Consider the following 21241-nt stretch of genomic DNA (forward strand, 5'->3'; position numbering starts at 1 on the left):
TACAGTTCAGAATGCTGCTCCAATAATAGGGATGGGAGATTTGCATCTTTGTTAGATTTGTTAAATAGACGTTTTTTGCATAATGATACGCAACATGATTACCCTGGACTTAGCTACTACTTTTCTGGAATCAGGTTTCTTTCGTAAGCTATCAATCACTATCTGAGAGTGGCTCAATCCTGTAATTGTTCGTGACTGTTGATGAGTGCAACTCATTAGGCTTGAATACCTGGATATGTACTTATTAGATGGTCACGGTATCTCCCCTCAATAGCTAGCTAGGGAGCAAATAAAATAAATAGACCATTTTACTACGCCGTGAACTATGAATTTTATGATTTGCTGACAGACCAGACTAAGTATCCTTGTGATAAGTGAAGCACGTATGTGTAATTGTAAAGGCCACAATTCACAAGCTAGCCCACAGAGCCGACGTTGTCCGCAGATCTGGCCATTATGAGCATTATACATATTGCATCTAAACCTTCCATAAGTTTATTATCAATTCTTTTAAATGTTTTTCCCTGTTTATAAAAAAGTTTTTAAATTAGACAAATCTAATTTTGAATTTGCTTGTTGTTCCAACAAATAGCCCAATTGAATTATTTTTGGAATTCTTTGAATTAAACTCAATGAATCAAGATTATTTACAATTGAGCGAGGAACAAGAGTATAGCAGCATAAGCAATGAATTAACCGGTCCTTTAGGCCCTTAGGCAACCCGTACTTATCACTTTCAAAGTCTTCGGCCTTTAATATTTGATATAAAACAAAGGATTCTTTTCTTCTTTGAAAATATAGAGTCTCGAATTCAATACCTGGTTGTTTATTCTTAAACAGACGCGCTAGAATATATCTAGAATTATGATCAAAAACCGTATAATCTTCTTGAAGAAATCTTTTCTTATAGGTATTAATGTCTGATGACAACGATAATTGAAGTTCCTCAACGCTGAAATTTCTAATATCCTTTGCTTTTGAATACATAGTATTGCGAATTGTACTATGCGTAATGGGCTCGCCTAAAAGCATTCTGTAAACAGCAAATGAGTCAAGATAATTTGTTGACAACTTCAGTTTTATATGTATAATCTCTTCATCGTCAACTTTACGTATGGGTGAAAGAATTAATGGATACGCTAATGAATGAGAAACACCTTTGTACGTAAGTAATTTAAAACGAGGCTCAGGTAAAGCATCTGAATGCTCGTAACCTTTAAGCTTAAGATATAAATTACTATAGAAATCAAAGTCTGATTTCACAAAATAGTAAAATGAATTACTGTCTTTGGTATCTAATAACAAAAGAGAATCCGTGCCATCTCGGTATTTTGTATTCTCCTGTGTCCAGCTACTAAATCTTGTGCCTATTTTCTCAAAATCCTTATTCTCAGATGATTTCTCGTTTGCACGAATTGTAACAGCATATTTTGCTCTTAGCCAAGCCTTGAAAAAATCCTGATCGTCATCAACTGCATTTAACATGCTAATTTTATTTTTCCAAATAGCATCAAGTTCTTTGATCTTAATTTCATCTTTTACATTAGATAGCAAAAAACTCTTTAAGAGTTCTGTTTGAGTTAGATTTAACCCACGATCATTCATTGTTTCAAATATTGTATAGGCGCTTTCGCTTGTTTGTGTCATAATTTCAATAAACACTAATTTCTCAGTTAGCCATGTTGTAAACAAGGGAAATATTTCAGGCCTAAGCAAGCCCTCTGGAAACAATTCCATTATGTCGCCGTATCGCTCAAGGATTGTTTTGCAAGATTCGTTTTGCAAAACAGTTTCATCGATTATATCGTTTTTGTATATAGCATCAAGGACCTTTTCACGTTCAGCAATATTCATATTATATGCACTTATGCCATAATATTCCGAATATATATATCCCTGATATTTGTTCTGTATGTCAAGTATTTCCCTATATTTATAATTAAGATAAATCATTAATAAGACAAAAGAAGTCAATCGTTGTTGTCCGTCTACAACACTATACACAGACTGCTCCATGTAAAGAACGACAGGACCCATATAGTATCTAGCATAATTTGCAACGTCTTGTTGCGTATGTGTTTCATGCCAATTGGAATTGAAGCTTCGTTCTAAATCGATCAACAAATCTTCAATGTGAGTTCGTTGCCATTTGTATTCCCTTTGAAAGTATCCAACTTTATAGTGTCTTTCAAATAGCATGCTCTTAAGAGACTTACTTTGGGCGTCAATATTATTTGCTGCGTTGTTCATTTATTTAAGTTTATTAACAGTCATTTGCAAAATATAAAAAGCATTCTCATATATTCTTCTATTAGCCTCATTTGGAGATATCTCTCCATGAAACAACATGCAGCGCAGAGAATACAAAACTCTAATACATCCTTTTGCTACCGTTTCCATGTCATTTATAATCTTACAAGGATTCAGAGATTGAATTCTCACACTTGCACCAGATGAATTAGAGCTACTTATAATGCTTATGGGTTTTAGTGGATCAATTTCTTTAAATAGCTTACATATAATCTTTTTTGTACTTTTATCTAATTTTATATAATTAATATCCATTAGCAAGTCATCAGCCTTGTATTTAGGCATTTTTACATCTAATATTACTTTGCCTCCTTTTGCTTCGATATAAGCTTGTGAAAATGAAGCTGTTCTCTCTACCTTATAAACAAAGCCATTTGCATCCACATGACTTGAATGTTTCACAGGATTTTCAGTTAACGCAAGAGTCAGAAAGGAGAGGCGTGAACCATTGTGGAACACTGGATTTTTCTCTAATTGGAAGTGCAATTCAGCAAAGAAGCTCTTAAATCGAAGTGATTCATGATTAGCATTATTGCTTAGCAAATTGTGAATTATTCTTCTGGGACGACTATCTGCGTTGTCTTGTAATGCTTTAATGATTTCAGTATCTCTTTTTTTTAGATCAGGATACTCAGCCACATACCAAGCATTAAATGGAATCCAGGCCTTTAAAAAGAACAAGTAATAGTCCGGCTCAGATTGATCCATCCAAAGCCTTATGTTTTCAGTTGACGTATTCACTCAAATTACTTTGAATCATGAAAAATATGAGGTTTCTACAAAAGGCTTAATAAATGGATTCAAGCAAGTTCTCTTACAATGCTTATTTAGCCAATTGGTGACATTTAAGAATATTTATTATTCTTAAAAAAATTACACCCTATGATTTATACAAATTTTTTCTCTATACCGCTGCCATAATTACCCGTAATAATACCCAGAAAAACGTCGCACTCTTCCACTGCAGCTATGCAGTTGGCGAAATTACCAACTTTGGAATTGACAAACACAGTGCCCTCGTTCTACATCCACACTTTGTAGTTCACACTTAGTGTAGCATAAATGTGGAGTATCAAGTTCTGGTTTCCATAACCCGATGAACTCATCATTATATTTAGTCGCGCTGTCTTTCCCATGAAGTGTAAAACTAACCAGTTTGAGTGAATTAAGCACTTATGGAAGTCCTTAAAACAGCATATTTTAAGCGAAGTTGGGTGCTCGGGCACGGCCAGCGGCTGCTTGACACGTTCGGGTACGCTGCGCTTCTTGCTCTGCCGGTTCAGCTGCAGGTCGTGGGCGTGATACAGGCACCACAGCCGCTTATGATTCACCAATAGCCCGTCTTTGCGCAGCCGGTGGTGGTATTTTTAAAAGCCCCACCCGGGTTGGCGCTTGACCACCGCTAGTAGCGCGGCCACTACCGCCTCGCTCGCCGAGCCGTTGTACTGGTCGCCCCGGCCGGGCGGCGTGGCGTAGCTGGCCCGGGCCAGGCCCACCAAGGCACAGGCCCAGCGTCGGCTCAGTCCACGGCCCGCCGCTCGGCCGGGGCCGCTACTTTTTTCGCAGCACCTCCTTGACCACTTGGTTTTCCAGGCTCAGGTCGGCCAACAGTTGCTTGAGCCGACGGTTTTCCTCTTCCAGGTGCTTGAGACGCTGCAATCCAGTAACCTCCAGACAACCATACTTTCTCTTCCACTGGTAAAACGTGGGCTCGCCGATACCGTGCTCGCGGCAAATGTGGGCCACGGTCTAGCCCTGGCCCTGCTGGCACATGATGCCGATGATTTGCGCTTCACTAGAGCGACTCTCTTTCATGAGGCGGTAAGGAAAGGATGGGAAAATATACCACCTTCCTCTACTTTTCACTGACCTACCGTATGGGGAAGCATACAGATTGACCGATACTTGTGCCTGGACGATGCAGTAAGCTTTAACACGGCGCAGAACCTAGGCTTATAAATACCATAAAAATGGGCTCGAGCATTGCTCGCATTCTTAGCAAAGCCCACACAACATTCGAGTACATTTGCTCTTTGCTATTGCTGGAAGCCGCTTTGAAAACATACTTTGTCAACCTCCGGGCCGCAAAGCAACAACAGAAACAAGCACTTTATTTAAGGTGCTTTTAAACAGACTGATGAAGATTGAAAAAATAAAGCTTTCCCAACTGGAGAGCTTTCTGATGAAGGCGGCCGACATCCTGCGCGGCAAGATGGACGCCTCGGAATACAAGGAGTTTATCTTCGGGATGCTGTTCCTGAAGCGAATGAGCGACGTGTTTGACCAGAAGCGAGAGCAACTGCGCCGGCGCGACTATAAGCACTTGGACGCGGACTTTCTGCTGACGATTCTAGAACGCCCTGATACCTACGGCGAAACGTTTTTTGTGCCTAAGCGGGCCCGCTGGAACGAAGGTTTTACCGACGAAAACGGCAACCAGCAGCCGCCCATCAAGCACCTACAGGCCAACATCGGGCAGATGCTGAACAAGGCACTTGATGCCATTGAGGACGCCAACACCGATACACTGTCGGGCATCTTCAAGGGGCGCATCAACTTCAACAAAGAGGTCGACGGCAAGCAAATCGTCAAGAACGTCGATTTGAAGAAGATGATTGACCACTTCAACGAGTTTCCGGCGCTGGTCAACGACAACTTCGAGTTTCCGGACCTGCTGGGTGCGGCGTATGAATACCTGCTCAAGCACTTTGCCGACGAGGGTGGCAAGAAGGGCGGGCAGTTCTACACCCCCAACCAAGTGGTGCGCCTGCTGGTGCAGCTCATCAAGCCCAAGGCGGGCATGTCCATTTATGACCCCACAGCGGGGTCGGGTGGGATGCTGATTCAGAGCCAGCAGTACGTGCAGGAGCAGGGCCAGGACGCGGCTGACCTGGAGCTGTTCGGGCAGGAAAACGACCCTACGGTGGTGGCCATCTGCAAGATGAACATCATCCTGCACAACATCACGCGCTACAACATCGAGTACGGCGACACGCTGGAGGAGCCGCTGAATGAGCGCGACGGGCGGCTGATTCAGTTCGACCGGGTGATTGCCAACCCGCCGTTTTCGCAGAACTACAACCGGGCCACGATGAAGCACCCGGAGCGGTTTCAGTACGGCTTCACGCCCGAAACGGGCAAGAAGGCCGACCTGATGTTTGTACAGCACATGCTGGCCAGCTGCAAGCGTACGGGCAAGGTGGTGGTGGTGATGCCACACGGGGTGCTGTTCCGGGGCGGTAAGGAAAAGGAAATCCGGGAGGGTATGCTGCGGGCCGACGTGCTGGAAGGCATCATCAGCCTGCCGCCACAGCTGTTTTACGGCACCGGCATTCCGGCCTGCGTGATGGTGTTCGACAAGAGCAAGCCAGACCACCTCAAGAACAAGGTTTTCATCATCAACGCCGATAAGGACTACTCCGAGGGCAAAAAGCAGAACATGCTACGCCCCGAGGACATCGAGAAAATCGACTACGTTTTTGAGCATAAGCTGGAAGAAGCCGGCTACTCGCGGCTGGTGGATTTCGATACCATCGAGGCCAACGACTTCACGCTCAACATTCGGCGCTACGTGGACAACACGCCGCCGCCCGAGCCCGAAGACGTGACGGCCCATCTGGTGGGCGGTGTGCCGGTGGCTGAGATTGAGCAGGTGCAGACCACGCTGGCCCCGAAGTTCGGCTTCGACGGCTACCAGCTGTTTGCCGACCACAACGACCGGTACAAAGCGTTTACGGTGGCCGAGAAGGCCGCCATCAAGCCGCTGGTGGAGGACGACGCGCGGGTAGTAGAAACGCTCACCGAGCTGGGCCTGCATCTGGCCGAGTGGTGGCAGCTGGCTAAAGAAGACTTTTCTACCCTGGCACCCAAGAAAGTGCCCGACAATGCCGTAGAGGAGTCGATGGCTAGCTACGTGGCGCTGAGCGGCGACAAGTTCCCGAAGGTGCGGCAGGAGCTGCTGGCCACCATCAAGGAGAAGTTTGTGCCGGTGGGTGTACTCGACACCTACCAGGTGGCGGGCGTGTTCGTGAACTGGTGGGATAACATAAAGTACGACCTCAAAACCATCATGCAGAACGGATGGGAGGCTAGCCTGATACCGGACGCTTACCTGATTGCGGCCTTCTTCCAAGCGGAGCAGGCGGCGCTGGAGCAACTGGAACTAACCCAGGCCACGCTGGAAACCAGCCTGGAAGAAGCCGTGGAGGAGGCCCTGAACCTGCTGGACTACGAGGCCGATGAGGAAGAAGGCGAAGTAAAGCTGACGCCTGCCCTGGCCAAGAGCGAGCTGAAAGCCCAGATTGACTACTTGCTGGATGAAAAGCACGCCCCCGCCGAAGCCGAACCGCTGGAAGCCGCCGATGCCCGCATCCGGGAGCTGGAAGCGCAGCTGAAGGACGGCAAAGCCCAGCTGAAAAAGCTGCAAGGCGAGCTGGAGCTGAAACTTATTCTGAAGCGCTACGGGGCCGATGATGAGAAGGCCGAGAGCCAGGCCCTGCTGCGCACTGCGCAGGCCGAGCTGGCCAGGCTCGACGCCGACGTGGACGACCTGATTGCCGGCTTCCGCAAGGAGCTGAAGGGCACCAAGGACTTTGCGGCCATCCGCAAATCGGTGGGGGTGCTGGAAAAGGAACTTAAAGCCGATAAGTCCGAGCCCTACCAGCTGCAGGACGTGCTGGATGCCCAAAAGACCTTGAAGGAAATAGCCAAGCCCTACAACGCCCGCCAGAAAGACCAGGAAATCCTGCAAGCTAAGCTCGATAGCCTCGACCGGCTGCTGGCCGATACGGGCGGTATCATCACGGAGGAAGAAAGCCAGCGGCTGATTCTGCAGAAGCACTTCGACATCATCAACAACCAGCTGCAACGCTACCTCGGCACCGAAAAGCGGGCGCTGGTGGCCGCCTACGAAAACCTGTTCGACAAGTACTTTACCTCGGCCCGGCACCTGGAAGCCCAGCGCCACGAGACGATGGCCGAACTCCACGATTTTCTGACCCAGCTAAACTACCTGAACTAATGGCGGAGATGGAAATGAACGTGCCCGAAGGGTGGGAGTCGAACAAGCTCGGGGCTATTTGCAAAATCAAGAAAGGCATTCAATTCAATCGAATTGAGCTATCTGACGCAGGAATGTACCCGTGCATCAACGGTGGCATTACACCTTCCGGCTATTCTGATTTATGGAATACGGAAGCCGAAACCATTACAATTAGTGAAGGCGGCAACTCTTGTGGCTTCGTCAATTATTTGACTTCAAAGTTTTGGAGTGGCGGGCATTGCTATTCGCTGCTGGACTTGAAAAAGGGCATTGACAAAGGCTTCTTATACCAAGCATTGAAGGGCCGGGAAAGCCTGATAATGGATTTGCGGGTTGGCTCGGGCTTGCCGAATATTCAGCAAAAGGCCATCAAGGAATTCGGGCTCTTAGTTCCTAAATCTGCTGCCGAGCAGCGCCAGATTGCCCGCATCCTGTCCAAAGTAGATGAAGCCATCAGCCAAACCGAACAGCTGATTGCCAAATACCGCCGCCTCAAAACGGGCCTGATGCAAGACCTGCTCACCAAAGGCATTGACGCGCACGGCAACATCCGCAGCGAAGAAACCCATGCCTTTAAAGACAGCCCGCTCGGGCGTATTCCGGCGGAGTGGGAGGTATCTGGATTCGGGAATTTTATCCTTGGAATCGAAGGCGGCAAAAGTTTGGAATGCCCAAATATTCAAGCAGGCGCCAACCAGTTCGGGATTATTAAGGTCAGTGCGATAAACAGAAAAGGATTTAAGGCAGAGGAGAACAAAGTTCTCTTAAATGAGCACCTAGCAAATGAGAAGTACCTTATAAATGATGGCGACTTCTTGATTTCCAGAGCTAATACCTTGAACCTAGTCGGTGAGGTCTGTATTGTTGAAGGCAAGTACCGCAAGCTTTTGCTATCTGATAAATCTTTGCGGATGACGTTAAATGAAAGTAAGATGCTAAAGTATTTTGCTTTTCATGTTTTGACTCAACCGTACCTAAGAGTACAGATAGAAACCGCCGCTACTGGAAGCAGCGCTTCCATGAAAAACATAAGTCAGGCATCAATTGAAAAATTGCAGATAAAATACCCGACCGATGTTTCAGAGCAAGGCAGAATTGTTGAAATCATCGACAAGAATCAGCGCTTTCTTGAAACGCTCACGTCTGGCTTAGCCAAGCTCCACGCCCAAAAAGCTGGCTTGATGCAAGACCTATTGAGCGGGAAGGTGCGGGTCGGGCAGCTCATCCGCGAAACGGCCGACGTATGAATCTGAGCCCGGATTTAGTAGCGACGGTGCAGCGCCTCATTGCCCAGGCGCGGGAGCGGGCCGTGCGCGCCGTCGATGCCGAGCGGGTACAGCTGTACTGGCACATCGGGCAGGCCATCGTGGAAGAAGAGCAGCACGGCGCCGACCGGGCCGCATATGGCACCTTCCTGGTGCAAGGGCTGGCCGATGCCTTACAGCCGCAGTTTGGCAGCGGGTTTTCGCGGCGGCAGCTGTATTGGTACGTGCAGTTTTACCGGGCCTTCCCCATTGTGTCCGCACTGCGGACACAATTCAGCTGGACGCACTACAAAACGCTCATCAGTCTCGACAACCCCGATAAACGCGAATTTTACATTGCCGAGGCCGCCAAAAACAACTGGTCGGCCCGGCAGCTGGAGCGGCAGGTACACAGCCAGCTCTTCGAGCGCCTGCTGCTGAGCAACGACGTGGCCGCCGTGCTGGCCGTAGCCCGGCAGGAAAAGCCCCCCACGGAACCCCGCGCCATCATCAAAGACCCCATGGTGCTGGAGTTTCTGGGCCTCAAGCGCGAAGCGGCCTACTACGAGCGTGACCTGGAAACGGCACTCATAACGCACCTGCAAGAGTTTATGCTGGAGCTGGGTAACGGCTTCAGCTTCGTGGCCCGGCAGCAGCGCTTGCACCTCGACGGCGACGACTTCTTCGTGGACTTGGTATTCTACAACCGGCTGCTGCAGTGCTTCGTGCTCATCGAAATCAAGACCGATAAGCTCACCCACCAGGACCTGGGCCAGCTCCAGATGTACGTCAACTACTACGACCGCCTCGAAAAGCTGCCCCACGAAAATCCCACCATCGGCATCCTACTCTGCGCCGACAAAAACGACGCGGTGGTGAAAATCAGCCTCCCGGCCGATAACCAGACCATCGTGGCCAGCAAGTACCAGCTCTACCTCCCCACCGAGCAGCAGCTCCTGGCCGAGGTGCAGCAAGAAATCGACAAGCTGGACCAAGCAGATAGCTGACAGGCTGTAGTGCTGGCCGTTCAATACCCATTCAATACCTTCCGCTGATAATACGTCTACTTTCCTCCCCACTATGCAGCTCAGCAACGATACCACCTACAAAGGCAGCCTAGGCCAGTCGCTCAAGCTCGATGAGCACAGCCACGTAGAGCAGCCATTCATGGTGCAGCTGCGTGGGCTGGGCTGGCATAAGGGCACGGGCGACGACCGCCACGAAGTACTGGAGCTGCCCATGCAGCAAACCCCGGCCCAGAGCTTCCGCACCTCGTTTTCGGAGGTAATTCTGCCGCCCAAGCTGCGCACAGCCCTGCGAAAAATCAACCCGTTCCTGACCGACGGGCAGGTGGAAGAAGTAGTGCGCCGCATCAGCACCTTCGACAAAAACAGCCTGATTGAGAACAACCAGCAGGTGCTGCGCTATTTGTTGGAAAACACCACCGTAGCCACCAACGAGCACACCGGGGAGCTGAGCCCCACCGTACGCTACATCGATTTCGAGAACCTAGGGAACAACGTTTTCACGGCTATTTCGCAGTTCAAAGTCAATATTCCGGGCACCGACCACCACATCATTCCCGACATCGTGCTGTTCGTGAACGGCCTGCCGGTGGTGGTAGTCGAGGCCAAGTCGAGCAAGGTGAAGGAGCCCATTCCCGAAGCCATCGACCAGCTGCAGCGCTACATGGAACAGCGCGGCGTGACCGGCGAGGGCAATAAGGAGCTGTTCTATTACAACCAGTTCATCGTCACGACCTGCCGCACCGAGGCCAAGTTCGGCACCATCACTACGGGCATCGAAAAGCTGTTTTACCGCTGGACCGACCCCTACCCGCTCACAGTGAACGACCTGGCGCACGGCAAGTCGGCCCCCAACGACCAGCAGCGCCTGGTGGCCGGGATGCTGGCCCCGCGCAATCTGCTCGACATCATCCGGGTGTTCACGGTGTTTGCCAGCAACGACAAGGGGCACAAGATAAAAGTGGTGGGCCGCTACCAGCAATTCCGGGCCGTGAAGGTGGCCACCCAGCGCCTGATTGAGGGCAAAAATCCCTTGGAGCGCGGCGGCATCATCTGGCACACGCAGGGCTCGGGCAAGTCGCTAACCATGATGTTTATGGTGCGCGAAATGAAGCTGCGCCCCGCCCTTATGGGCTGGAAAATCATTTTCGTGACCGACCGCACCCAGTTGGAAGAGCAACTGGCAGAAACCGGGCAGAGCATCGGCTTCACCATCAAGCCCGCCAACTTCATCAACCCCAAAGCCACGCCCGACGGCAAGAGCCTGAAGGAGTTGCTCAGCAACGACAACTCCGACCTGGTGATGGCCATGATTCACAAGTTTCAGGAGAACGGCGAGCTGAACGGGCTGGAGCTTTTCCCGGAGCTGAACAAGAGCGCCCAGGTGTTGGTGATGACCGACGAGGCCCACCGCTCGCAGTACTCGCTGCTGGCCGCCAACCTCGACCGCGCCCTGCCCAACGCCACCTCCATCGGCTTTACGGGCACGCCCACCGCCAAAACGGAGAAGAAGTACAAGGACTACATCGACAAGTACACCATGCGCCAGGCCATTGACGATGGCGTGACGCTGGAAATCGTGTACGAGGGCTTTACCCACAATGCCGAGGTGGAAGATAAGAAGGGCATGGACGCAAAGTTTGCCGACGTCTTCAGCGACTACAACCTCACCGAACGGCTGCAAATACTGGGTTTTGGCTCCCGCGATGCGTACCTGGACAACGTACAGACCATCCGCGAAAAGGCCCGCAGCATGGTGAACCACTACGTGGAGCACATTTTCTCGGGTGGCTTCAAGGCGCAGGTGGTAGCCAACTCGCGTAGCGCCGCCGTGCGCTACAAAGCCGCCCTCGACGAAGCCTTGCAAGCCAAGCTGGCCGAACTGCAGGTAGCCAACCCCATGCTGGTGAACCTGGCCCAACTAGAGGCGCTAACTACCGCCGTGGTCATCTCAGGCAGCCACAACGACGAGCTGGAAATTAAGGCCTATACCAACGCCGATTACCACAAAAAGAGCATTAAGCGTTTCAAACTGCCCTTCGGCAAGACAGACGAGGAGGACAAAACCCTCAACGGCAACGTGGGCATTATTGTGGTGAACAACATGCTGCTCACCGGCTTCGACGCGCCCATCGAACAGGTGCTCTACCTCGACCGGGTCATCATCGCCCATAACCTGCTGCAAACCATTGCCCGCGTGAATCGGGTAGGGCCGGCCGGCAAGGAGCGCGGCTTTGTGGTGGACTACGTGGGCGTGGGCCAGCACCTGAAGCGGGCGCTGGACGTGTACGCTGAAAAGGAGCTGCAGGAAATCGTGGATTGCCTCTCCGACGACGAGGCCGAGCTCAACGCCCTCATCAAGTCCCACCAGGACATCTGGAAATTCCTGGAAGGCCACGGCCTGACCGATTTGAGCGATTCTGATGCTTTCTTCGATGTGTTTTATGATGAGGACATTCGCTTCGACTACATCAAGCACTACAACGCACTCACCAGCTGTTTCAACAACGTGCTTCCCCGCAAGGAGGCGCTGGAGTATTTCACCGACTGGAAAGCCTTTACAGAGATAAATGCACTAGCCAACAAACACTTTCTGGATGGCCGTTTCAGCATGAAAGGCATTCCGCCCAAGCTGCGCGCCATTGCTGATGAGTTTCTAGTGTCTAAAGGAATCGAGCAGACCATCGCGCCCATCTCCATTATCGCCGACGACTTTCAGCAGCACGTAAAGGGCAAGGCGCGGGAGAAGACCAAGGCTGCGGCTGTGGAGCATGCTATCCGGCACTACATCAACATCAATATTGATGAAGACCCGGAGCTGTTCGCGTCCTTTTCGGAAGCACTAGAAGAGATTCTCAAAAATTTCAAAGGAAACTGGAAGGTCATCTATGAAGAGCTAGAAAAGCTGCGGGAGAAAATCAAGAATCAGGAAAAAGAGCAAACCTTCGGCCTGGACCGGAAGAAGCAGATGCCCTTCTTCCGTATTTTCAAAGCGGAACTGTTCGATAACCGCACCTTGACCGAGGACGAAATCGCGCAGAACGTAAACCTGACGCAGCACGTCTTCCATCAGGTGTCTACCGAAATCAAGCTCACTGGCTTCTGGGACAGCGCTCCGGCGCAGGCCAAGCTCCGTGGTGAGCTGCAGAAGCTGCTGCTCTCGCCGGAGTTCATTAAAACCCCGAACATCACGTTGAAATACAAAGAGCTCGTCTCCCGAATCATGGAGCTGGCCAAAACCAATCATTTCAAAATCGTCCGCGACTGATGCAGCTGGAGTACGAGGTAAAATTCAGTGCGCGCAAAACGCTCAACATCACCGTAGAGCGCGACCGGAAGATTATCGTCCGTGCCCCAAACCACTTGTCACTGGAGCGCATTGAAGCCATTGTGCAATCCAAACGACAGTGGCTGAAAGAGAAGCTCAACCATGCTCAGAAGTATCCGGCCGTGCCGGAAACGAAGGAATTCATTTCGGGCGAGCACCTGATGTACCTGGGCCGGAACTACCAGCTATTGATTGTAGATGAAGAGATAGAGGGGGTTGAATTCAACCAGCGCTTTCGTATCTCCCGTACTAACCAGTCTAATGCCAACGCTCTATTCAAGCAATGGTATCTGAAGCAGGCATTGCTGAAGATTGAGCCCCTGGCCCAGGAATACGCGCAGCGCCTGGGTGTGCAGTACAACGAGTGCAAAACGTCAGAGATGAAGTACCGCTGGGGCTCCTGCACGCCCAGCAATAACATCATCTTCAACTGGCGCATCATCAAAGCACCATTGTATGTGGTGGGCTACCTAGTGGCGCACGAGTTGGTGCACTTGATGGAAGGCAACCATACTCCCAGATTCTGGAACATCCTGTCGATACAAATTCCAAACTATCAGAAAGCCAAAGACTGGCTAAAGAAAAACGGGGATTTGCTAGAGGTGGACTTCTAAAAATTCACCCCCATTTATTGAAACTGGGAAGGCTATAGCCAAAGCACTATCTTTGATATACAAAAATTAGCCACTGTATCGGCTCTACCGGTGCTGTATGGCTAACACTGTAAAAATCTTCGGTCACAAGTTTCGGCTTGCTGTTTGGCCGGAAACCCGCCCCGCAGAGGGTGGGTCTTTTTTTGCCTTCCACTACAGATATCCTACGTCACTTTAACATCGAATAGCACGGTGATGGCGTGTGGGTTTTTGATTCTGGTGAGCACATATAACAGGCCCTTGGGCGGGGGCAGTAGGGAGGAAGTTGATGGATGCTCCTTCGAGCACCGGCAGAAACCAGTGTGAGCTTTTTACTGAGGTAAGTGGATAGATTGGCTCACCAAGTGCGGGCAAATGATGCATCTTGCCGACGCGTTTCGCAGCAGCCTACTTATTTATCTCTATGTCTCTAAATTCGGCCGCTCCGGCTTCCAAAAAGCGCACCTATTGGACGGCGCAAGTAGATGCCAACCCGGAAGTATGGGCGCTGTACCGCCAGCAGGGCGTGGTACGGCCACTATTTAATCAGTTGCTGGTTGGTCCTGCCACCTCGGGCAACGGCAACGGTGACGGCTCGCAGCTGCTGGGCCAAGTCCAGCCCGGCGACGTGGTAATGGTGACACGGGGGCCTCGTCAGGTGCTGGGTATCGGCCAAGCCACTGGGCACTTCGCCCAAGACACCGGCCAGCCATCCCACTACTGCCCCGTTGAATGGCTGGTAACCACACCCGTAGAGTTGACCGGCACGCCCTTCAACACGGGCAGCATGGTCTGGAATCGTACCAGTCAGTGGGCGGCTATCCGGGAAGCCTATGCGCAGCAAAGCCCGCCCCCACCAGGCCTAGCGCAACTGGAGCCGTCTGGCTTCGCTGGGGCTGCTGAGCCGGAAGCTACCGGTACTCCGCTCATGCCGGAGCCGGGCATTAGCCCCAACTACTGGGCCATTGGGGCAGGTGAGGGCGGCACATTTTGGAAAGCCTGGCAGGCCGAGGGCCACATGTCCATCGGTTGGGAAGCCCTGGGCGACCTGCGCCAGTACCCTGGCGACGAGGAATTGCGGCAGGCATTGAAACAGCACTACGGCGGCGACACTACGCACAATAACAACATGCTGGCTTGCTGGCAGTTTTGCCACGAAATCCGGCCCGGCGACTACGTGGTAGTCAAGATTGGCCGCCGCAAGATTCTAGGCATCGGCCAAGTAACGGGGGAATATGCTTTTGACATCGCCCGGACGGTGCACAACAACATACGCCCGGTAAACTGGCTGCTGGAGGGATGGATGGAGGACAAAGCCGGTCCTGGGGTGCCTACTAAAACGCTCACCAGTATAACCAGCTACCACACCTTCCTAAAACCCATTCTGGCTGAGCTGGCTGAGGCAAAACAGCTTAAGAAAATTGGCCAGCCGCAGCCCCTGCCGCCGGTAGAAAAGCCGGTAGTCCCGCCCCATCCCCATCCCCTGCCCTATACCCTGGCCGAAGCCGAGCAGGACTTGTTTCTTACCACCCCTCAGATTCAGCACATGCGGGCGGCGCTCAAGCGCAAGAAAAACCTCATTGTGCAGGGCCCGCCGGGTGTGGGCAAAACCTACGTAGCGCGCCGCCTGGCCTGGCTGCAAATGGGCGTGCAGGACAACCGCCGGGTGCAGCTCGTGCAGTTTCACCAGAGCTACAGCTACGAGGATTTTATCCGGGGCTGGCGGCCCACCGCATCCGCCGGCTTTGAGTTGGCCGACGGCGTATTCGTGGACTTCGTGCAGCGCGCCCACGCCGACCCCAAGCAGGAGTATTTCTTTCTGATAGATGAAATCAACCGAGGCAACCTGAGCAAGATTTTCGGCGAGCTGCTCCTGTTACTGGAAGCCGACAAGCGCAGTTCCACCTACGCCCTGCCCCTCACCTACCGCAAGCCTCAAGAAGCACCGTTCTTCATTCCGCCGAATCTGTACGTCATCGGCACCATGAATACCGCCGACCGGTCGTTGGCCTTGGTGGATTACGCCCTGCGGCGGCGCTTCACTTTCGTGGACTTAGTACCCATGCTGGGCGACAAGCTCCGCCAGCAGCTCATCGAGAGTAAGATTCCCGAGGAAATGGCGGCCGACATTCTAACGCGGGTGGCCGCCCTGAACCTGACAATCAAGGAGGACAAAAACCTGGGCGCTGGCTTTCTTATCGGGCACAGCTACTTCTGCACGCCACTGGGCGACGAAACCCCGGTCGACTGGTGGGACGCCATTGTGACCCACGACTTGGCCCCGCTGCTGCGCGAATATTGGTTCGATAGCGAAACCAAGGCCAGCAATGCCATTGCGGCCCTGCACGGCCCGGCATGAGCATTCCGGTCCAGAACCTCTACCACCTGCTCACCTACGCCTGGGACCAGCTCGACGAGGCCGAAGAAGTAGCTGTGACAGCCGAGCCCGCTGACTCGATGCTCGACCTGCTGGCGCGGGTGCTGGTGCAAGGCACCACGCATGTGCTCAAGCGCGGCTTGGCCCGTGACTACGTGCCCGAAGTAGAGCTGACCGGCCGGCTGCGCGGCAAGCTGCTGCTTAGCGAGTCTATTCGCCAGCAAACCCTGATCACGGCCCGCAGCTGGTGCGCCTTCGATGAGCTAAGTCAAGACGTACCCGTGAACCGGCTGCTAAAATCGGCCCTGCATCACCTGCTTACGGCTCCAGAGCTGGATACGTCCTTACGCCGAGAAATCCGGGGGCTGTATGTGCGCTTAGCCGACGTGGCCCTGATAACTGTGCCCGATATCCGGGTGTACGACCAAGTGGTGCTGCACCGGCACACGGCACATTACCGCCTGCTGCTCAACGTTTGTCAGCTGGTGCACGAGGAGGTATTGCTTACGCAGCAAGCCGGCCAGCGGCTATTTCGCAATTTCACGGGCACCGACAAGCGCATGGCCGCCCTGTTCGAGCGGTTCGTGCGCAACTTCTACCGGCGGCGTCAAAAGACCTATAAAGTGGGGTCAGAAACGCTGAAATGGGCGGTTAAACCGGCTACTGATGAAGCCAAGGCATTGCTGCCCATCATGCAAACGGATGTGTCGCTCACCAGCCCGACGCGCAAGCTTATCCTGGATTGCAAGTATTACCGCAAGGCCCTCAAGCAGAACTACAATCAGGAAAAGATTATATCAGCCCACCTCTATCAGCTCTTTGCATATGTACAGCACGCCCAGCGTCAGGAGCCTACCCGCCCAGTGGACGGGCTGCTACTCTACCCCGTGGTAGATGGGAAGCTACGGCACTCCTACCAACTCCTTGACACTGCCCATCGGCTCCGGGTGGCCACCGTGAACTTGAACCAGGGCTGGCAAGCGGTAGAAGCCGAATTGCAGGGCCTGCTGGAGTGGTGAGTATTCATGAGTGCTTTTAGCCGTTGCAACATCATTAAGGAGTTACTTTACTAGTTTAACTTGCTGCATGCCTACTAAAAAAACCGCGCCTTCTAAGAAATCTGCTGTTCCTGCTGCGACCAAGAAAGCAGCTCCGGTGAAGCGTGCACCTAAAAATGCAGCGTTGGCCCGCACCGATATCTTTATCAGCTACAGCCAGCGTGACAAAGCCTGGATGGAACGGCTGAAAATGCACCTGAAACCGCTGGAGCGTGACTTTAAAATCAATGTTTGGGTAGATACCAAACTGCGGTCGGGGGACAAGTGGCGGGTAGAAATTGAAAGTGCACTTGCTAAAACACGGGTAGCTATTCTGCTCATCAGTTCCAATTTTCTGGCTTCGGACTTTATCAACTCTGATGAGCTGCCCCCGCTGCTGAAAGCTGCTGCCAAGGAAGGCACTATTATTCTGCCCTTGCTCTTGAGCACCAGCGCCTTTTCGCTGACGCCTCTCAGTGAATTTCAGGCCGTAAATGGCCCTGACCAGCCGCTGGACTTGCTCTCAGAGGGGCAAGTCAACCAGACGCTGTTTCAAGTAGCGAAGCGTGTACATGAGATTTTTATGGCTCCAGCCAAGAAGGCTGTGGCAAGGCCGGTGGTTACGTCCACGGCCGTTGCAAAAAAGGCAACCACAAAGCCATCGGCAGCCTTCGTCGAAACGAGTAAAAAGACGACAACTCGTGGACTCCCAAAAGCAGATTTAGCAACGGCTGCACCCAAACGGGCAGCCGCTAGTGCATCCGGCACCCAGCAGGCCTTGCTGGTGAAACGCAGTGGGGAGTGGGAAGTCATACCCGTTCATCACGCCAAAATTGGAAAGCAGCTGGAAATGGCCTTGCGCCCCGCAACGCCTTCCCAAGTAGCGTTTCTGACCGGCCTGCGTCAGTCCGGCGACGGCTTAGCTAGCGTGGTTTTCAGGTGGCACTCCTACCGCTGCACGCAACAAGACTTGCACACCGTGACGGAAAACAACCGCGAGACGTGGCACCTCGCCGCCGACACGCAGGAGCTCATCGCCCGCACGGAGGTAACCTATAGCAACCTCACGCCCGATATGCAGGCCCAAGCAAGAGCCGAGCTGCTCCTGCTGAACACGCAGCCCCCAGAACAAAGCCCGATGCGATGGCTTTCTAGTGGTAGATTCAACGATTTGGCTGCCTCACCATTACCCGCGCTTTTCCGGCAGGTTGGTAATTCTCCCACTCGCTTCAAACAGGTGGCTCCGTTGGTCCTAACCTGGTTTCTTCACTTCACCAACACAGTTCAGCACATTCTCCGTCTCAGCTTAACGCTAAAGGGCCAGAGTGTTACCATTGATTTTGAAGGCCAACGGGAAGCCAGCCACCGTGACGCACCTACCACTGTGCGGGTAAATTGTGTCTGCTTACTTGCAGGAGCAACAGATACGGCCGTTCTACTTGGGCCGATTCGTTCCTACTAATTCATTAATCTTGGGACCCCATTCAATACTCGTTTCATTGATTCTTAGTACCGATAATTGAGTGTTATCGCCACTAATTCAGGGGCCTAACCAGACGCCAATCCCTTGTATGATTGCAGTGCCTTTCGTAGAAGGGTAGCCAGAAAAGGAAACGAGGTCACCAACTATCCCTAAATGCGGGGCTTCGGCCCTGACATTGCGCGTTAGAGACTGTGCCTCGTTTCCCGTTTTTGCCTGAAGACTGAACAGTATGGAGGGAGCCCGGCGTTGGCATCCCGCATTTGTGCAAGGAGAGTTGCGGTAAAAACCGGACTGGCTAGTTCTTCCCCTTTTTTCATTTCCTTATGCCTACCGCCCATCCCTGCACCAGCCCACTCAAATTTGTCGTGGGCATCGACATTGCGAAAGATACTTTCGTCGCCTGTTTTGGGCAAATTGATGCCCGCCAGCACCTGCGCTTCGGCAAACAGACATCATTCGACAACACGCTGACTGGCTTTGCTGCTTTGCTTAGTTGGACTGAAAAACAAGCGGTGCTGCCGGCTCCCATTTGGTTTGTAGTAGAGGCCACAGGCGTCTACTACGAAGAACTGGCCTATTTTCTAAGTGATAAGGCGCAAGCACTCAGCGTGCTCCTCCCCAACAAGGCGAAGCATTTTGCACAGAGCACCGAGCAAAAGAGCAAAACGGACCAACTTGATGCGCGCTTACTCTGCCGGCTCGGGTTGGAGCGTGCCTTGCCTGCCTGGCAACCGCCCTCACCAGCCTTACGGCAATTACGGGCGCTGGCCCGCGAGCGGCAAAGCTTAACCGGACATGGGGCACGCCTCAAGGTGAAAATCCATGCCTATCAGCACAGCTATCAACCCGATGCCCGTTCCCTGTCCCGCTTGGCCACCCAACAAACACTTATTCAGTAGCAGTTGCTCGCCGTTGACCAGGACCTCGCCGCCTTGCTGGAAGCGGAACCCGAACTTGGTCGCAAGTTGAGACAGCTGACGAGTGTGCCTGGCATCGGTTTGACCACCGCTATCGTGGTCGTCGCCGAAACCAGCGGCTTCGTGCTCGTGGATAACGAGCGGCAACTGGCTTCCTACGCCGGGTTGGATGTAGTGCAACGCCAAAGTGGGCTGTTTGCCGGAGCCACGCGCATCTCGCGCCGAGGGAACGTACGCTTGCGTACGGCCCTTTATCTACCGGCTATCAGCAGCTTGCGTTACAACCCGCAGCAGATGGCCTTCTATACCCGACTGCGGGCGAGACACCCCAACGGCAAGCCTGGTGTGATTGCGGTCATGCGCAAACTCCTCCTGCTTTGCTACTCTCTGTGGAAAAATGACCGGATGTACGACCCGCAGTACCACCCCGCAGTTAACGAATTAGCAGCAGCGCTCGAATCCGTTCACCCCGAAACCAACGAGAAAGCACCAGTTTAGCCGCAGCAACTTCCTGAACCTTGTTCCTGAATGGGCGGACAGGGCACCGAGCCATAAGAGCAGTACACGCAGCAATCACCGGCCAGCGGTTTCAGAACCGTGTGGCAACTCGTGCATTCGTAGAAATATTGACAAGCGTCGGTCGGCATTTGCTCCGCTTGCGCGTGGCCGCATACCGGGCACGTTAGGACGGAAGTAAGCAACGGGGCCTTTGGTTCGAGCGTAAGCATGGAGCAGGGGGAGGTTAGTTCGTGGCCAGCACTTTGTAGCCAGTGCCGTTAATAGCTTGGGCGACCTGCGCGGCGGGGCTTTTGGCCGCATCAAAGCGGACTTGCGCTGTGCCCTGGTCGTAGGAAACGGTCACGGCCTGCACGCCCGGCAGCTGCTGCACCGCGTGCTCGACGTGTTTCGCGCAGGCGTCGCAGGTCATGCCCCCGATGCGGTAGTTCGCCGTTTGCCAGACCGGTCCGGCTGCACTTGCGGCCACTGGAACGGGTGCGACTGGGGTGGGGTACAACTTTGCCCCGTAGTAAGGGAAGGCCAGCAGCAGCGCCGCCAGTACCGTTACCACACCTAGGAAGACCTTGGACTGCATAAAGGTGGGTTTTGTGTCCACTGTGCAGCCGCAGGCATCGGCGGCCGGCGCTGGTTTGAGTTGCTGATACCAGGCAAAGCCCAGTGCACCCACGGTAAGGGCTACTGAGTAGGGCCGCAGGGGTTCGAGCCAGGCAAAGGCCGAGGCCACGCCGCCCAGGCCCCCCAGGACCGCCAGCAGCGGCGTGATGCAGCACAGCGACGCGGCCAGCGCCGCCACCAAGCCGGCCCCGAGCAGGGGTTTGTTGGAAGAAGGGGAAGTATTCATAAGGCCGATTGAAGCGAAGGAGTGGCCGCTAAGCCCGCCAATAGCGGTTGCAGAATGGGTAAATGCGGTTGGCTGAGGGCATAAAACACGGTCTGGCCGACCTTATGGGCGTGCAGCACGCCCCCATCTTTGAGCTTGCGTAAGTGCTGGGACACGGCCGAGACGGTCATTTGCAGCACGTCGGCGATGTCGCACACGCACAACTGCTGTTCGTCGGCCAGTAGCAGCAGAATTTTTAGGCGCACCTCGTTGCCGGCCAGGGCTAGGACCGAGGCCAGGGACTGAAGGGCCGGCTCAACGTGCGCCAATCGCGCCTGGCACTGCTCGATACGGGCCGTATCAGCGAATACCCGGATGCAGGCAGTAGCTTTTTTAGTCATGGTTATGCAAAGGTACTACTTGCGAATTTAAGCAATTGCTAAAATAAAAAGTTTCTTCTTTTTAAGCTAAAGCGCAGTCTTTGCTTGCATTTCATCACAGTATCTCA

The 21241-nt window shown here is 52.8% G+C and carries 17 protein-coding genes; 10 read left to right on the forward strand and 7 right to left on the reverse strand.

What is annotated here, in order from left to right; genetic code table 11:
* Positions 1-528 precede the first annotated feature (528 nt).
* From N008_RS22555 to N008_RS24100, 4 genes are all read right to left on the reverse strand, one after another.
* Positions 529-2250 (reverse strand): DUF262 domain-containing protein, encoded by a 1722-nt coding sequence (locus N008_RS22555; protein ID WP_071884584.1) that lies wholly within the window; start codon positions 2248-2250, stop codon positions 529-531.
* The gene (locus N008_RS23445) at positions 2251-3051 is read right to left on the reverse strand and encodes a hypothetical protein (RefSeq protein ID WP_156109451.1); all 801 of its coding nucleotides are present in this window, start codon (positions 3049-3051) and stop codon (positions 2251-2253) included. It abuts the gene before it with no gap.
* 146 nt (positions 3052-3197) lie between these two features.
* A complete protein-coding gene (locus N008_RS24320; RefSeq protein WP_197062914.1) occupies positions 3198-3320 on the reverse strand; it encodes a DUF4062 domain-containing protein in 123 nt (40 codons plus the stop codon).
* A 541-nt stretch (positions 3321-3861) separates the two neighbouring features.
* A complete protein-coding gene (locus tag N008_RS24100; protein WP_081910923.1) occupies positions 3862-4056 on the reverse strand; it encodes a transposase in 195 nt (64 codons plus the stop codon).
* 391 nt (positions 4057-4447) lie between these two features.
* On the opposite strand from N008_RS24100, the gene N008_RS20430 reads away from it, so the two are divergent.
* From N008_RS20430 to N008_RS20475, 10 genes are all read left to right on the forward strand, one after another.
* Positions 4448-7330, forward strand: a complete 2883-nt coding sequence (locus N008_RS20430; RefSeq protein WP_044018084.1) for a class I SAM-dependent DNA methyltransferase — start codon at positions 4448-4450, stop codon at positions 7328-7330.
* Positions 7330-8598 carry a restriction endonuclease subunit S gene (locus N008_RS22060; protein WP_052381811.1) on the forward strand — a complete coding sequence of 423 codons (1269 nt, stop codon included), beginning with the start codon at positions 7330-7332 and terminating at the stop codon, positions 8596-8598. The genes N008_RS20430 and N008_RS22060 overlap by 1 nt, the downstream gene beginning before the upstream one ends.
* On the forward strand, positions 8595-9602 hold the full coding sequence (locus tag N008_RS20440) for a YhcG family protein (RefSeq protein WP_044018085.1): 1008 nt from the start codon (positions 8595-8597) through the stop codon (positions 9600-9602). The genes N008_RS22060 and N008_RS20440 overlap by 4 nt, the downstream gene beginning before the upstream one ends.
* A gap of 73 nt (positions 9603-9675) precedes the next feature.
* A complete protein-coding gene (locus N008_RS20445; protein WP_044018086.1) occupies positions 9676-12888 on the forward strand; it encodes a type I restriction endonuclease subunit R in 3213 nt (1070 codons plus the stop codon).
* Positions 12888-13562 carry a M48 family metallopeptidase gene (locus N008_RS20450; RefSeq protein WP_044018087.1) on the forward strand — a complete coding sequence of 225 codons (675 nt, stop codon included), beginning with the start codon at positions 12888-12890 and terminating at the stop codon, positions 13560-13562. The genes N008_RS20445 and N008_RS20450 overlap by 1 nt, the downstream gene beginning before the upstream one ends.
* 442 nt (positions 13563-14004) lie before the next feature.
* The gene (locus N008_RS20455) at positions 14005-15939 is read left to right on the forward strand and encodes an AAA family ATPase (RefSeq protein WP_052381812.1); all 1935 of its coding nucleotides are present in this window, start codon (positions 14005-14007) and stop codon (positions 15937-15939) included.
* Positions 15936-16976, forward strand: coding sequence for a 5-methylcytosine restriction system specificity protein McrC (locus tag N008_RS20460; RefSeq protein ID WP_044018088.1), 1041 nt, complete (start codon positions 15936-15938; stop codon positions 16974-16976). Before N008_RS20455 ends, N008_RS20460 begins: the two co-directional genes overlap by 4 nt.
* 67 nt (positions 16977-17043) lie before the next feature.
* Positions 17044-18456 (forward strand): toll/interleukin-1 receptor domain-containing protein, encoded by a 1413-nt coding sequence (locus N008_RS22065; protein ID WP_081910924.1) that lies wholly within the window; start codon positions 17044-17046, stop codon positions 18454-18456.
* Positions 18457-18800: 344 nt separating this feature from the next.
* Entirely contained in the window at positions 18801-19376 is a 576-nt protein-coding gene (locus N008_RS20470; protein ID WP_044017961.1) for an IS110 family transposase, read from the forward strand.
* Between the two features lie 3 nt (positions 19377-19379).
* Positions 19380-19892 carry an IS110 family transposase gene (locus N008_RS20475; protein WP_044017962.1) on the forward strand — a complete coding sequence of 171 codons (513 nt, stop codon included), beginning with the start codon at positions 19380-19382 and terminating at the stop codon, positions 19890-19892.
* Here the strand turns inward: N008_RS20475 and N008_RS23950 are convergent.
* From N008_RS23950 to N008_RS20485, 3 genes are read right to left on the reverse strand one after another with little or no spacing between them, the layout of a single operon-like run.
* On the reverse strand, positions 19889-20122 hold the full coding sequence (locus N008_RS23950; RefSeq protein ID WP_071884577.1) for a GDCCVxC domain-containing (seleno)protein: 234 nt from the start codon (positions 20120-20122) through the stop codon (positions 19889-19891). The two genes, N008_RS20475 and N008_RS23950, sit on opposite strands and share 4 nt — an antisense overlap.
* Positions 20123-20136: 14 nt before the next feature.
* Positions 20137-20754 (reverse strand): mercuric transport protein MerTP, encoded by a 618-nt coding sequence (gene merTP, locus N008_RS20480; RefSeq protein WP_044017963.1) that lies wholly within the window; start codon positions 20752-20754, stop codon positions 20137-20139.
* Positions 20751-21134 (reverse strand): ArsR/SmtB family transcription factor, encoded by a 384-nt coding sequence (locus tag N008_RS20485; RefSeq protein WP_044017964.1) that lies wholly within the window; start codon positions 21132-21134, stop codon positions 20751-20753. Before N008_RS20485 ends, merTP begins: the two co-directional genes overlap by 4 nt.
* Positions 21135-21241: the final 107 nt, after the last annotated feature.

Source organism: Hymenobacter sp. APR13 (genome assembly GCF_000737515.1).
In the GTDB taxonomy this organism is placed as follows: Bacteria; Bacteroidota; Bacteroidia; order Cytophagales; family Hymenobacteraceae; genus Hymenobacter.